At 68.3% G+C, this 13,309-nt stretch carries 12 protein-coding genes and 1 tRNA gene; 7 read left to right on the top strand and 6 right to left on the bottom strand.

What is annotated here, in order from left to right; genetic code table 11:
• Positions 1–17 precede the first annotated feature (17 nt).
• Both ychF and V7Z54_RS02155 read right to left on the bottom strand, forming a co-directional pair.
• A complete protein-coding gene (ychF, locus tag V7Z54_RS02160) occupies positions 18–1,112 on the bottom strand; it encodes a redox-regulated ATPase YchF (RefSeq protein WP_334134017.1) in 1,095 nt (364 codons plus the stop codon).
• A gap of 139 nt (positions 1,113–1,251) precedes the next feature.
• Positions 1,252–2,145, bottom strand: a complete 894-nt coding sequence (locus tag V7Z54_RS02155) for an MOSC domain-containing protein (protein ID WP_334134051.1) — start codon at positions 2,143–2,145, stop codon at positions 1,252–1,254.
• Positions 2,146–2,191: 46 nt separating this feature from the next.
• On the opposite strand from V7Z54_RS02155, the gene V7Z54_RS02150 reads away from it, so the two are divergent.
• The 3 genes from V7Z54_RS02150 (at position 2,192) to V7Z54_RS02140 (ending at position 6,312) form a co-directional block, all read left to right on the top strand.
• Positions 2,192–3,376 carry an FAD-dependent monooxygenase gene (locus V7Z54_RS02150; RefSeq protein WP_334134015.1) on the top strand — a complete coding sequence of 395 codons (1,185 nt, stop codon included), beginning with the start codon at positions 2,192–2,194 and terminating at the stop codon, positions 3,374–3,376.
• A 145-nt stretch (positions 3,377–3,521) separates the two neighbouring features.
• Positions 3,522–4,349: a DsbC family protein gene (locus tag V7Z54_RS02145; RefSeq protein ID WP_334134014.1), complete on the top strand. Its 828-nt coding sequence runs from the start codon at positions 3,522–3,524 to the stop codon at positions 4,347–4,349.
• Position 4,350: 1 nt separating this feature from the next.
• Positions 4,351–6,312 carry a M61 family metallopeptidase gene (locus V7Z54_RS02140; RefSeq protein WP_334134013.1) on the top strand — a complete coding sequence of 654 codons (1,962 nt, stop codon included), beginning with the start codon at positions 4,351–4,353 and terminating at the stop codon, positions 6,310–6,312.
• Positions 6,313–6,369: 57 nt separating this feature from the next.
• On the opposite strand, the gene V7Z54_RS02135 is transcribed toward V7Z54_RS02140, so the two are convergent.
• Both V7Z54_RS02135 and galE read right to left on the bottom strand, forming a co-directional pair.
• The gene (locus tag V7Z54_RS02135; RefSeq protein ID WP_334134012.1) at positions 6,370–7,191 is read right to left on the bottom strand and encodes an enoyl-CoA hydratase-related protein; all 822 of its coding nucleotides are present in this window, start codon (positions 7,189–7,191) and stop codon (positions 6,370–6,372) included.
• A gap of 67 nt (positions 7,192–7,258) precedes the next feature.
• On the bottom strand, positions 7,259–8,299 hold the full coding sequence (gene galE / locus V7Z54_RS02130; RefSeq protein ID WP_334134010.1) for a UDP-glucose 4-epimerase GalE: 1,041 nt from the start codon (positions 8,297–8,299) through the stop codon (positions 7,259–7,261).
• A gap of 133 nt (positions 8,300–8,432) precedes the next feature.
• Here galE and V7Z54_RS02125 point away from each other — a divergent pair, with 133 nt between their 5' ends.
• Together V7Z54_RS02125 and V7Z54_RS02120 are read left to right on the top strand one after the other, a co-directional pair.
• Positions 8,433–9,218: an enoyl-CoA hydratase gene (locus V7Z54_RS02125; RefSeq protein ID WP_334134008.1), complete on the top strand. Its 786-nt coding sequence runs from the start codon at positions 8,433–8,435 to the stop codon at positions 9,216–9,218.
• Between the two features lie 227 nt (positions 9,219–9,445).
• A tRNA-Met gene (locus V7Z54_RS02120) sits at positions 9,446–9,522 on the top strand.
• Between the two features lie 111 nt (positions 9,523–9,633).
• On the opposite strand, the gene V7Z54_RS02115 is transcribed toward V7Z54_RS02120, so the two are convergent.
• Positions 9,634–9,837 (bottom strand): hypothetical protein, encoded by a 204-nt coding sequence (locus V7Z54_RS02115; RefSeq protein WP_334134006.1) that lies wholly within the window; start codon positions 9,835–9,837, stop codon positions 9,634–9,636.
• A 267-nt stretch (positions 9,838–10,104) separates the two neighbouring features.
• Between V7Z54_RS02115 and groES the strand changes: the two genes are divergently transcribed.
• Positions 10,105–10,395, top strand: coding sequence for a co-chaperone GroES (gene groES, locus V7Z54_RS02110; RefSeq protein WP_334134005.1), 291 nt, complete (start codon positions 10,105–10,107; stop codon positions 10,393–10,395).
• Positions 10,396–10,475: 80 nt separating this feature from the next.
• Positions 10,476–12,110 carry a chaperonin GroEL gene (groL, locus tag V7Z54_RS02105; protein WP_334134003.1) on the top strand — a complete coding sequence of 545 codons (1,635 nt, stop codon included), beginning with the start codon at positions 10,476–10,478 and terminating at the stop codon, positions 12,108–12,110.
• Positions 12,111–12,255: 145 nt separating this feature from the next.
• Here the strand turns inward: groL and V7Z54_RS02100 are convergent, their stop codons facing one another.
• On the bottom strand, positions 12,256–13,128 hold the full coding sequence (locus tag V7Z54_RS02100; RefSeq protein WP_334134002.1) for a DUF6279 family lipoprotein: 873 nt from the start codon (positions 13,126–13,128) through the stop codon (positions 12,256–12,258).
• Positions 13,129–13,309: the final 181 nt, after the last annotated feature.

Genomic DNA, 13,309 nt, shown 5'->3' with positions numbered 1-13,309 from the left:
GCCCGCTGGGGGCAGCGTCAGACGTTGAACAAGAAGTTCATCACGTCGCCGTCCTGCACCACGTAGTCCTTGCCCTCGGCGCGCAGCTTTCCGGCCTCCTTGGCGCCCTGCTCGCCGCCGTAGCGGATGAAGTCGTCGAACGCGATGGTCTGCGCGCGGATGAAGCCGCGCTCGAAGTCGCTGTGGATGACACCGGCAGCCTGCGGTGCGGTGGCCCCAACTGGGATGGTCCAGGCACGCACTTCCTTTTCGCCGGCGGTGAAGTAGGTCTGCAGACCCAGCAGCTGGTAGGCGGCGCGAATCAGCCGGTTCAGGCCGGGTTCCTCCAGCCCTAGCTCGCGCAGAAATTCGGCCTTGTCGGCCTCGTCCATGTCCGCTAGCTCGGCTTCGATCTTGGCGCAGATCGCCACCACCGGCGCTCCCTGGCGCGCAGCATAGGCGTGCAGCGCATCCAGCAGCGGATTGTTCTGAAAGCCGTCCTCGGCCACGTTGCCCACGAACATGGCCGGCTTGGCGGTGATCAGGCACAGCGGCTTGAGCAGCGCGCGCTCCTCGTCCGTCAGCGTCATCACACGCACCGGGTGCCCCTCATCGAGCACCGCACGCACGCGCCCCAACAGCGCCACCATCCTAGCGGCTTCCTTGTCGTTGCCGCTCTTGGCCGCCTTCTGGTAGCGCTGCAGCGCCTTGTCCACCGTGCCCAGGTCGGCCAGACACAACTCGGTCTGGATGACCTCGATGTCAGCTACCGGGTCCACCTTGCCTGCCACGTGGACAATGTTGGGATCGTCGAAGCAGCGCACCACGTTGATGATGGCATCCGTCTCGCGGATATGGGCCAGGAACTGATTGCCCAGGCCCTCACCCTGACTGGCTCCCGCCACCAGGCCCGCGATGTCCACGAACTCGACGATGGCGGGCACGACGCGCTGCGGCCGCACGAGGGCGGCGAGCTGCTGCAGGCGCGCATCGGGCACTGCCACCACCCCCACGTTGGGCTCGATGGTGCAGAAGGGGTAGTTCTCGGCCGCGATGCCCGCTTTGGTCAGCGCGTTGAACAGGGTGGACTTGCCGACATTGGGCAAGCCGACGATGCCGCATTTGAGACTCATGGGGGAAACCGTGCCGTGGGTATCGCCACCACAAGGCAGAACCGGCACGGCGCAATCGCCGCTGCCGTCGCACCGCCAGCGAAGCACCCCCGCCGCGGGGGGGCAAACGTGGGTGGCAAACGTTACAGAGCCCCCGATTCTACCGGTGTGGCCAGGCTAGACCGCGCATACCCTCATGCCCCATCTGGCCCACGCCCGCCCGCACGATGGCGTTCGTGCCAAACGTCGCGGCACCGCGCAGACGCTCGTGATGCCGGCACGTGCGCAGCACGGGACTGACGACATCGTCGGGCACGCCGCGCTGCGGATCGACGTCGGGAATGCGGCAGCGCGAGCAGGGCTTGACCAGGTCCAAGTGCGCCGCCGGTGCCTGCGCAGGCACCCCTTCGGCGTGCCATTCCAGACGCTGCCAGCCATCTTCGGCGTGGGCCGGCACACCACCCACCACCAGGTTGGGCCGAAAGCGCTCCACCCCCGCGGGGGCTGCGCCCTGTAGCACCAAGCGGCAATTGAGCTCGTCGAGCACCGCGCGGCTGAGCACCAGCAGTGCAAAGCCATCGCTGAAGGTGGTGCACGCCTCGATCCCGCCGGTCCAATGCAGCGGCGACAGACGCCGCTGGTCGGGGTCGAAGCGCGCCAGCCGCAGCGGCCCCACCCCGGTCGGTGGCTGCAGAAAATCGTTTACCCACTGCGCGGCCAACTCGCCCATGTCGTAGGCATCGACCACGTCGTCCCACGCGCGCACCCGGCAGCGCGCCTCGGCCGCATCCAGCGCCAGATGCAGCGTCAGCATGCCCGGCGCCGACAGCTCCAGTCGGCCCAGCCGCAGGCGCGGGCGAATCAGGGCCATGCGCGGCAACTCGCGCTGGGACACAAATTCGCCGTCTTCATCCACCACCATCCACGTGCGGTCCCACTCCAGCCCGGTTTCGAGCAGCTCCACCGAGCGCAGCCGCACGCCCGCACACGACTTCACCGGGTAAATCCCAAATCTCTTGCAGCGGCAGCGCCTCGTCCACTCATGACCCGGGATTCCGACACGCCAGCCCCGCGCGCCAGCCGCGCCTACAATGGCTGCTATGATCTTTCATTACGACGTGGCCATCTTGGGTGGCGGCATCGTGGGCCGCACGCTCGCCCTGCTGCTGGCGCGCGAGCGCCTGCGGGTGGCGCTCGTGGAGCGCTCCCCCGCAGCCGCCGTGCCGCCCGACATTCGCGCCTACGCCCTCAACGCCGCCTCGCGCGCGGTGCTGGATAGCGTGCGGGCGTGGCCCAACGACCCGGCAGCGGCCACCCCCGTGCACTGCCTATGGGTAGCCGACGTCCCGGCGGGCAACGGCGGTGTGGCGCCAGCGCACGCCGCCGCAGCGGGGCCCAGTCTGCGCTTTGACGCCAACGACGGCGAGGCGCTGGCCTGGATCGTCGACGTCCCGGCGCTGGAGGCCATGCTTGATCAGGCCCTGCGTTTCCAAGCCGGCGTCGAGCGGCTGGACGCCGCGCAGCAGCCCCGCCCACCGGCAGCGCTGACCGTCATCTGCGAGGGACGGCACAGCGCCACCCGAGTGGCCGAAGGCTTTGCCTACGAACGCCAGCCTTATCCCCACACCGCCGTGGCAGCGCGCCTGCGCACCGAGCGCCCCCACGGTGGCGTAGCCCGGCAATGGTTTTGCGGCGACAGCATCCTGGCGCTGCTGCCAATGGACGGCCCCGAGGGCCGGCTCGTCGCGCTGGTGTGGTCGGTTCCGCACGCACGCGCCGCTACCCTGCTGGGGCTGGACGCGGCGGCCTTTGCGGCAGCGGTGCAGACCGCCTGCGGTGACGCACTGGGGACGATGCACTCCGAAGGGCAGCCCGCAGGTTGGCCGCTGGAACGTGCACTGGCGCGCCCCTGGGTGCGCCCGGGCGTGGCGCTGGCCGGGGACGCGGCGCACGCCATGCACCCACTGGCCGGGCAGGGCCTCAACGTCGGCCTGGGTGACGTAGCCGAACTGGCCCGTGTGCTGCGCGAACGCGAGTACTGGCGCCCCTTGGGCGACTTGCGTCTGCTGCGGCGCTACGAACGCGCGCGCGCGGCCCCCGTGGCGGCGATGCTGGCGGCCACTGACGCCCTGCACGCGCTGTTCGCCGAACCCGATGCGCGTGTGGCCACCGTGCGCGGCTGGGGCCTGCGCGCCGTCGACCGGCTGCAACCGCTGAAGGCCTGGTTTATCCAACAAGCTTCGGGCCTGCAGCCGTTCGGCCCGTTGAAGACCGTTGAGGCGTGACCCGAGCGGCCACTTCGGCGCGCCGCTTCTGCCATCCCGGGCCCCGCTCGCCTGATGGCCTCCAAGCGGCGCCGAGGATGCCAGCGGCGACGGACCGCGCCATCCTGCGCTATGACTCGTTTCCCTTGACCTCTGCCACACCCCCATGACCATCGCCGTGCCCACTTCCGCCCCTCTCGGCCCAGCGACCCGCCCGCGCACGCTGTTGTCGTTCTACCCGTCTGCCGCCTCACAGTGCGCGCCGCGCGGCGGGCAGGTGCGCGGTCAGCTGTTGCGCGCCGCCGCCGGCTTGCTGGCGCTCAGTGCACTGACCGTGGCGCACGCCAACGAAGCGCTCATTCGCAAAAACCTGGCCGATCGGCTGCCCAACCTGCCCCCGATCGAGGAAGTACGCTCCACCCCGATGCGCGGGCTGTTCGAGGTGCGCATCGGCGGCAGCGAACTGCTCTACACCGACGCCGAAGGCAACTACCTGATTCAGGGGGTGCTCATCGACACGCGCGCGCGCACCAACCTGACCGAGGAGCGGCTGCAGCAGCTCACGGCCATCGCCTTCAGCGAGCTGCCGCTGCAGGACGCCTTCACCACCGTGCGCGGCAATGGCCAGCGCCGGATCGCCGTCTTTGCCGACCCGAATTGTGGCTTTTGCAAGCGCTTCGAGCGCGACCTGCTCAAGCTCGACAACATCACCGTCTATACCTTTCTCTACCCGGTGCTGGGCAAGGACTCGGAGCAGAAGTCGCGCGCCATCTGGTGCGCGCGCGACCGCGCCAAGGCCTGGGCCGACTGGATGCTGCGCAACGTCACGCCCGCCGCGGCGGCCAACGGCTGTGACACCTCGGCGCTGGAACGCAACCTGGCGTTCGGGCAGAAATACCGCATCACCGGCACCCCCACCACCTTCCTGACCGATGGGCAACGCGTCACCGGCGCCATCCCATTGAATCAACTCGAGCCGCTGATCAATCGCTGAAATGAGTACGCACACCCAGCCAGCAGGCGTGCGTTACATCGTCGCCATGAGCGACGCGCAGGCCCACCTGTGGGCGGTGGTACTGGAGATCGACCGCCCCGCACTGCGCCAGCGGCTGAGCCTGCCGGTGTGGATTCCCGGCAGCTACCTGGTGCGCGAATTTGCGCAGCACCTGCAGGAGCTGCACGCCCAAGCCGATGGCCAGCCGGTGGCCATCCAGGCGCTAGACAAAAACCATTGGGAGGTGCAACTGCCGCAGGACACCGCGCGGCTGACCGTGCGCTACCGGGTGTATGCGTTCGACCGCTCGGTGCGCACCGCCTACTTGGACACCCAACGGGGCTTCTTCAACCCCACCAGCCTGTGCCTGCGCGTGCACGGCCGCGAGGACGAACCGCACGCCCTGACGCTGCTGCCAGGGGCCACCACCGCTGGATGGCAAGTCGCCACGGCACTGCCGCTGGCGGATACACCCCGCCCTAGCACACTCACAGCCTGCCGCGACGGCGATGCGCCGCTGCCGTGGGCCAACGGTGACGGCTTCACGACCTACGTGGCCTCCAGCTATGACGAACTGGTCGACCATCCGGTCGAAATGGGTCGGCTGTGGTGGGGCGATTTTCGCGTGCGCGGCATACCCCATCGGCTGGTCCTCAGCGGCGCAATACCGGCTGGCGTCGATACCGAACGGCTGCTGCGCGACGCCGCCCGCGTCTGCGAAGCCGCCATGGCCCTGTGGCACGGCACCGAAGGCACCCCGCCGTTCGATCGCTATCTGTTTTTGCTGCACATCACCCCCGGCGGCTACGGCGGACTGGAGCACGCCTGCAGTACGGCGCTGATCGCCGCCCCCACCGACCTGCCGCTGCTGCCCCTGCCCGCCACCGCTGCGGCAGCCGACGCCCTCGGTCGCAGCACCGACGGGTCGGCGCCCGGGCGGCAAGACGCCAATACCGATGCGCCCGCTGCTGGCGTCGCGTCGCCGGCAACGGCCCCGGACGACGGCTACCTGACCCTGCTGGGCCTCATCAGCCATGAATACTTCCACGCTTGGAACGTCAAACGGCTGCGCCCGCGCGAGCTGGCGCGCTACGACTACGACCGCGAGAACCACACCACCCTGCTGTGGTTTTTCGAAGGCTTTACCAGCTACTACGACGAGCTGTTGCTGGTGCGCGCCGGTCTGATCAGCGCCGACACCTTCCTGCAGCGGCTGGCCAAAACCATCAACCAGGTGCGCGACACCCCCGGGCGACACATCCAAAGCGTGGCCCAGGCCAGCTGGGACGCCTGGATCCGCTACTACCGCCCGCACGAAAACACCTCCAACGCGACGGTGAGCTACTACGCCAAGGGCGCGCTGGTGGCGCTGTGCCTGGACCTGACGCTGCGCCGCGAAGGACACGCCACGCTGGACGACGTGATGCGCGCGCTGTGGCAGCGCTGCGCCGGTGGCCTAATGCGCGAGGCCGACCTGCGCGCCGTGCTGCGCCAGCTCGGACGCCGCCGCTACGACGCCGAACTCAATGACTGGGTTCACGGCACTGGCGAGCTACCCTTGCGCGAGCTGCTCGAGGCACACGGCGTCCTGTGGCAGGAAAGCCCGGCCCCGCTCGCCCAACAGTTAGGGATACGGGTGGACGACAGCGCCGCAGGGTTGCGGCTGCGCCACGTGCTGCGCGGCAGCGCTGCCGAGGCGGCCGGGCTGGCCACCGGTGACGAGTGGCTTGCCGTCGAGCGCGACGGCGCCATCTGGCGTGTGTTGCGGCTGGAAGACGTGGCGCTGCATGCGCGCGGCCTGCCACCCGCGGCGGCACTGACGATCTGGATGGCGCGTGCAGGCCGCATTCTGCGCGGCACATTGCCTTGGCCCGCGCCAACGCACACCATCAGTCTTCAGCCTCGAACCGACGCCGGCACGAGCGCTCCCTGGCATACCACACCCGCGCCCACCGGTCGTTGAGCATGCGTCATTGAGCCCCTGTGGTTGCGCGCGCACAGTCAGCCGCTGCGGCCACGCTCATTCGCCTTTGAACTGCGGCGGGCGTTTTTGCAGGAAGGCGGTCACCCCTTCCACATAGTCGTGCGTGCGGCCCAGCGCCGACTGCCACTCGCATTCGGCCTGCAGCTGGGTTTCGAAACTGCGCTGCGGCGCGCCGCGCAACAGCGCGCGCGTGGCCACCAGCGCCTGCGTGGGCATCGCCGCCAACCGTTCGGCCAGCGCCAGCGCCGCGGCCAGCGGATCGTCAGCCACATCCCAGATCATCCCCCAGTCACGCGCCTGCTGGGCCGACAGCCGATCGCCCAGCAGGGCCAGCCCCAGCGCGCGCGCCAGCCCCAGTCGCTGCACCGTCAGCCAGCTGCCACCGGCATCCGGAATCAGCCCGATTTTGCTAAATGCCTGCACGAAGCTGGCGGTGGGCGCGGCCACCACCAGATCACAGGTCAGCGCCAGCGACACGCCGGCGCCGGCGGCCACGCCGTTGACAGCCGCCACCGTCGGCACGCGTAGGTTCATCAGCGCGCGCGCCGTCGGGTTGAAGCACGTCTCGAGCAACGGCCCGGGGTTGACCCGCTCCAGCAGGTCTGGCCCGGGCGTAAAGTCCAGCTCCGACAGGTCCAGCCCCGCGCAAAAACCGCGTCCGGCGCCGGTCAGCACCAGTGCGCGCACGCTGCGGTCATCCTGCACGCGCGCCAGAATGGCCTGCAGCGTGGCATGCATGCTGCGGGTGAAGCTGTTGAGCACCTGCGGCCGGTTGAGCGTCACCACGGCCACCGGGCCGCGGGTTTCGTAGCGCACTTCCGGTTCGGCCGTGCCAGCGGTGGATGGGCTGTCGGACATCGTCGTCTCCTCTTTCTCCCGTCGGTGGATGCAGGCAGACCGGCTCTGGCCGGACATGCCGCGGCGGCTACGCCGGCAGGCCGGCCTGCACGTCGGTAGGCACGCCCTGTGCCTGGCGCTGCATGAAGCGCCAGGCACTGGCGCACATGTCGTGCAGCGTGCGTGTGGCGCGCCAGCCCAGCACCCGCTGCGCCTTGGTGGGGTCGGCCCAGCACGCCGCCACGTCCCCCGGGCGGCGCGCCGCAATGCAGTAGGGCACGTGCCGGCCGCTGGCGGCTTCGAATGCCGCCACCATCTCCAGCACGCTGGTGCCGCTGCCGGTGCCCAGGTTGAAGACCTCCAACGGCTGCGTCAGGTGCGCCAGGTGGTCCAGCGCCGCGCGGTGGCCGTCGGCCAGATCCATCACGTGGATGTAGTCGCGCACCCCGGTGCCGTCGGGCGTGGGGTAGTCGTTACCCCACACGTTGAGCACGGGCAACCACCCCACGGCCACACGCGCAATGTAGGGCATCAAATTGTTCGGGATGCCGTTGGGGTCCTCGCCAATCAAGCCACTGTCGTGCGCGCCCACGGGGTTGAAGTAGCGCAGCACCGCAATGCGCCATGTCGGGTCGCTGGCCGCCAGGTCCTGCAACATCTGCTCGATGTGCAGTTTGGTGCGGCCATACGGATTGGTAACGCCGGTGGGGTGCGACTCACTCAGCGGCAGCCGCTGGGGCTGACCGTACACGGTGGCGCTGCTGGAAAACACCAACAGTCGCACGCCCGTGGGCGCCATGGCGCGCAGCAGGCTGATGGTGCCGGCCACGTTATTGTGGAAGTAGGCCAGCGGCTGCGCCACCGACTCGCCCACCGCCTTCAGACCGGCGAAGTGCACCACGGCGTCGATGCGGTGGTGTTGTAGGATCAGCTGCAGGCGCACGGTGTCGAGCACGTCGGCCACTTCGGTGGGTGGGCGCTCGCCTAGGATGTGGGCCAGCCGGTCCGCCACCTCCAGCCGGCTGTTGGACAGATTGTCCAGCAGGACGACGCGGTGCCCGGCCTGCGCGAGCACGACAGCGGTGTGACTGCCGATATAGCCCAGCCCACCGGTCAGCAGAATGTTCATCTGTGGTGACTCCCTGTGCCGTAATGCGGTGACGGGCGGCTGCGCGCCGGCCCGGGCGGGTGCCACCGACTGGACAGCCGTCACACCCATGGCATGATGGTAACCGACACCACGGCATGGCAGAATCGTCGCCATGACCACCCCGACCTACGAAACCCTGCTGGTGCGCACCGAAGGCCCGGTGGGCATCATCACCCTCAACCGCCCCAAGCAGCTCAACGCGCTCAACGACCAGCTGATGGACGAACTCAGTGCCGCTCTGGCCGCGTTCGACGCTGACGGCGACATTGGCTGCATCGTGCTCACTGGCAACGACAAGGCCTTTGCCGCGGGGGCTGACATCGCGGCGATGGCACGCTACACCTTTTCCGACGTCTTTGGCAGCGAGTACATCACCCGCAACTGGGAGGCGCTGCGGCGCGTGCGCAAGCCGGTGATTGCCGCCGTGGCAGGCTACGCACTGGGCGGCGGCTGCGAAGTGGCGATGATGTGCGACATCGTGATCGCCGCCGACAACGCCAAATTCGGGCAACCCGAGGTGAAGATCGGGGTGATCCCCGGCGCCGGTGGCACCCAGCGCCTGCCCCGCGCCATTGGCAAGGCCAAGGCCATGGACCTGGTGCTGACCGGGCGCATGATGGATGCGGCCGAGGCCGAGCGCTGCGGCCTGGTCAGCCGCGTTGTGCCGCTGGACAAGCTGATGGAGGAGGCGCTGGCGGTGGCCACCGCCATTGCCGCCCAGCCGCGGCTGGCCGTGCTGGCCGCCAAGGAGGCGGTCAACCGCGCCTTCGAGGGCCCGCTGGCCGACGGGCTGATGTACGAGCGTCGCCTGTTCCACGCCATGTTCGCCACCGACGATCAAAAGGAGGGCATGGCCGCGTTCCTGGACAAGCGCCCGCCCCAGTTCCGTCACCGCTGAGCAGTCACAGGTTGGTCGGCACGGACCGCCGCCGCAGCGGTCCCTCCGCCCAACGCCCTCTGCGTCCAATGCGTTCCGCCGGTCGGGTCATCGTTCGTCTTCGTCACCGCATCGTTTTCCCCACTGTGCTGACACTGGGCGCTGAAGCTGGCGATGGTCGACGGCCCTGTGCTGCCCAAGGAGCGCCGGGGCAGCCCGAACAGGCGCTATAATGTCGGCTTATTGTTGGCGCTTTAGCTCAGTCGGTTAGAGCGACGGAATCATAATCCGCAGGTCCGGGGTTCGAGTCCCTGAAGCGCCACCAAGAAAAACAACGACTTGGCCCGCCTCAGCGCGGGCTTTTTTGTCGCCGTCGCCGACCATGTCGGCGCTATGCGGACAGGTTTTGGAACTTGGCGGGACTGACAGCCACCCGTCAGCGGCTGTGGTCGCCGCCCACCGGGCCACGTCGGCTCTGCGACTGGTTACTGCCGCCAACGTGGGATTCCCGGTCGCTGCGGCTGGCCGGGCTGCGGCGTCCCTGGTTGAGTTGGGTAGGATGGTGCTCGCCCATCTTGTTGTGGTCGTTTTCCACCTTGCCACTGTGCGGCGTCTGCCGATCTGTGGGGCTGCGCGTCATGACGGTCTCCTGTCAAGCGGCCACCAAGCGTGTCCACGTCCGCTTATACGCCGCGGTGTAGCCCCCGCCTTTGCGCCGGATCAAATCGCCGGCCTTGGCACCGCAGTAACCACCCCCACACACCCCGGCTGCCCCCCTGGCGCCACCCGGCCCTTGAAAATCCCCCCGAAGCCCCTTATCATTAGCACTCGTCGGCGGCGAGTGCTAACACCCTGACCCGCCGCTGCGTTGACCTCTCTCACTCATCGTCCTTCGACAGGAGATCGCATGAAACTTCGTCCTCTCGCCGATCGCGTGATCGTCAAGCGTCTGGAAAACGAAACCAAGACCGCCTCGGGCATCGTGATCCCGGACAACGCGGCCGAGAAGCCCGATCAAGGTGAAGTGCTGGCCGTTGGCCCCGGTAAAACCAACGACAAGGGCGAGATCAAGCCGCTGAGCGTCAAGGTCGGTGACCGCGTGCTGTTCGGCAAATACAGCGGCCAGACCGTCAAGGTCGACGGCGAAGAGCTGCTGGTGATGAAGGAAGACGACCTGTTCGCCGTGATCGAGAAGTGATCGCCGGCACCGGGTCCGGACTCTGCGTAACGCACAACCCTGTTTGTCACAGCAACAAACCGCTTCAAGGAATTTGAACCATGGCAGCTAAAGACGTCGTTTTCGGTACGGATGCCCGCGCCCGTATGGTCGAAGGCGTAAACATCCTGGCCAATGCGGTCAAGGTCACGCTGGGCCCGAAGGGCCGCAACGTGGTGCTGGAGCGCAGCTTCGGCGCCCCCACCGTAACCAAGGACGGTGTGTCCGTGGCCAAGGAAATCGAGCTCAAAGACAAGCTCATGAACATGGGCGCACAAATGGTCAAGGAGGTGGCCTCCAAGACCAGCGACAACGCCGGTGACGGCACCACCACCGCCACCGTGCTGGCCCAGGCCATCGTGCGCGAGGGCATGAAGTACGTGGCCGCCGGCATGAACCCGATGGATCTGAAGCGTGGCATCGACAAGGCCGTCGAGGCGCTGGTGGCTGAGCTAAAGAAGATCAGCAAGCCCACCACCACCAGCAAGGAAATCGCCCAGGTCGGCGCCATCTCGGCCAACAGCGACGAGTCGATCGGCCAGATCATCGCCGACGCGATGGACAAGGTCGGCAAGGAAGGCGTCATCACCGTCGAAGACGGCAAGAGCCTGCACAACGAGCTCGACGTCGTCGAGGGCATGCAGTTCGACCGCGGCTACCTGTCGCCGTACTTCATCAACAACCCCGACAAGCAGGTGTGCGTGCTGGACAACCCGTACGTCCTGCTGCACGACAAGAAGATCAGCAACATCCGTGACCTGCTGCCGGCGCTGGAGCAGGTGGCCAAGGCCGGCCGTCCGCTGCTGATCATCGCCGAGGACGTCGAGGGTGAAGCGCTGGCCACGCTGGTGGTCAATACCATCCGCGGCATTCTGAAGGTGTGCGCAGTCAAGGCCCCGGGCTTTGGCGACCGTCGCAAGGCCATGCTGGAGGACATCGCCATCCTGACCGGCGGCAAGGTCATCGCCGAGGAAGTGGGCCTGACGCTGGAGAAGGTGACGCTGGCCGATCTGGGTCAAGCCAAGCGCGTCGAGGTGGCCAAGGAAAACACCACCATCATCGACGGTGCGGGCAAGGCCGAGGACATCGAGGCGCGCGTCAAGCAAATTCGCGTGCAAATCGAAGAGGCCACCAGCGACTACGACCGTGAAAAGCTGCAGGAGCGCGTGGCCAAGCTGGCCGGCGGCGTGGCGGTGATCAAGGTCGGCGCGGCCACCGAAGTCGAAATGAAAGAGAAGAAGGCGCGCGTGGAAGACGCCCTGCACGCCACTCGTGCGGCGGTCGAGGAAGGCATCGTCCCTGGCGGTGGCGTGGCGCTGCTGCGCGCTCGCCAGGCGATCGGTACGCTCAAGGGTGCCAACGCCGACCAAGACGCCGGCATCCAGCTGGTGATGAAGGCGGTCGAAGCACCGCTGCGCGAGATCGTGGCCAACGCCGGTGGCGAGCCCTCGGTCGTGATCAACAAGGTGCTGGAAGGCAAGGGCAACTTTGGCTTCAACGCCGCCAACGACACCTACGGCGACATGATCGAAATGGGTATCCTGGACCCGACCAAGGTGACCCGCACCGCGCTGCAAAACGCCGCGTCGGTGGCCGGCCTGATGCTGACCACCGAGTGCATGGTCGCCGAAGCGCCGAAGCCGGAAACCCCGGCGCCGGCCGGCGGCGGTATGGGTGGCATGGGCATGGACATGTGATCAGCCGCTGACGGTCTATCACGGCCCTGTCACCCAACCCGTCTGGGGCAACCCAGACGGGTTTTTTTCGGTCGGCCCCGTTACGTGTATCCGTTATAGCCACGCGCTTTTGTTGCCTGCGGCAACCCACGCCCAGTCCGTATCGTCAACGAGGCAAGCCCGTCGGTTCACGATCGCCGGCGAGCGCACGCAATTTGCGTTCATAGGCCGCCAGCTGCGCCGCGGCGCGCTCGCGTTGAGCGGGTGTGGCTTGCGCATGCCACTGAGCCAGCCACCGGCAGGTCGCGCGCCACTGCGCGTCTTGATATGCGGCCAGCGCCGCATCGGGCGAGCGCCAGGTGCGCGCCCACAGCGCCCGCACCTCGGCCTGGGCGGCGGCAGCGTCCAAGCCACGCAGCCGGCGCGCCGTCTGCAGCCAGTCATTCTGGCGGCGCTGGCGCTCGGCCCACGCCAGATCGGGCCGGTAACCGATGTCGGCTAGGCGCTGACGCAGCCAGTCGCGCTGGCGCTCGTCCAGCCGACCGTAAAACATCTCCAGCCGTTCGCGCACGCGGCTCAGGCGCAAACCGCGGTCGATATCCGTCTGGCCCCAGTCCCGCCGCCACTCCTCATCGGCGCGCTGCAGCCGCGCGCGCCAGTGCGCCAGCTGGGCATCGGTCAGCGTGGGCAGCCAGCGCGCCAGCTCGTCGGCCGTGCGCTCGGTGGCTGCGTGCAGCAGTGCGCGCACGGCATCGGCCTCGCGGCACACGGTGGCCTCGTCCGGCGTCTGCCGCGCCAGCATCTGCCAGCGCGCCAACAGGTCGGCTGCCGCGGGCAGCTGCTCCTGCCGGTGCCATGCGTGCCAGCGCCTCACCGCCTCGTCCAGACCGCGCTGCTGCACCGGGTCCAGATCCCAGTCGCTGTCCAGGCGCCACATCATCACCGTGGGCAAGCGGTTGTACGCCAGCCCCACGACGCTGCATCCAGCCACCGCCAGCGCCAGTGCCGCGCTCGTCAGCCCAACCGACAGGCGCAGCACGCCACCTCGGGGCTGCCTACGCCCGGCCCCGACCCGGCGGCTCTGCCGCGTGGCTGTGGGCGTGGCGCGTGGGCAGTCATCGGGGCACTGCATGTGCGTTCGATCCGGCAGCGGCGCGCGCGGTTCCGGCCTGTGGTCCTTACGGCGTGCCGGTGCAGCCGACGGCACGGCCCATGACGGC

The organism is Tepidimonas sp. (assembly GCF_036824975.1).
Classification (GTDB): domain Bacteria; phylum Pseudomonadota; class Gammaproteobacteria; order Burkholderiales; family Burkholderiaceae_C; genus Tepidimonas.
Note: the sequence above shows the minus strand (reverse complement) of the source record. Positions and strands in the feature narration are given on the sequence as shown.

Excerpts from the sequence above, each read along its gene's own strand:
- V7Z54_RS02115 (WP_334134006.1), bottom strand. The coding sequence starts at position 9,837 with ATGACGCGCAGCCCCACAGATCGGCAGACGCCGCACAGTGGCAAGGTG.
- groL (WP_334134003.1), top strand. The coding sequence starts at position 10,476 with ATGGCAGCTAAAGACGTCGTTTTCGGTACGGATGCCCGCGCCCGTATG.
- V7Z54_RS02145 (WP_334134014.1), top strand. The coding sequence starts at position 3,522 with ATGACCATCGCCGTGCCCACTTCCGCCCCTCTCGGCCCAGCGACCCGC.
- V7Z54_RS02135 (WP_334134012.1), bottom strand. The coding sequence starts at position 7,191 with ATGTCCGACAGCCCATCCACCGCTGGCACGGCCGAACCGGAAGTGCGC.
- V7Z54_RS02140 (WP_334134013.1), top strand. The coding sequence starts at position 4,351 with ATGAGTACGCACACCCAGCCAGCAGGCGTGCGTTACATCGTCGCCATG.
- ychF (WP_334134017.1), bottom strand. The coding sequence starts at position 1,112 with ATGAGTCTCAAATGCGGCATCGTCGGCTTGCCCAATGTCGGCAAGTCC.
- V7Z54_RS02125 (WP_334134008.1), top strand. The coding sequence starts at position 8,433 with ATGACCACCCCGACCTACGAAACCCTGCTGGTGCGCACCGAAGGCCCG.
- galE (WP_334134010.1), bottom strand. The coding sequence starts at position 8,299 with ATGAACATTCTGCTGACCGGTGGGCTGGGCTATATCGGCAGTCACACC.
- V7Z54_RS02150 (WP_334134015.1), top strand. The coding sequence starts at position 2,192 with ATGATCTTTCATTACGACGTGGCCATCTTGGGTGGCGGCATCGTGGGC.
- groES (WP_334134005.1), top strand. The coding sequence starts at position 10,105 with ATGAAACTTCGTCCTCTCGCCGATCGCGTGATCGTCAAGCGTCTGGAA.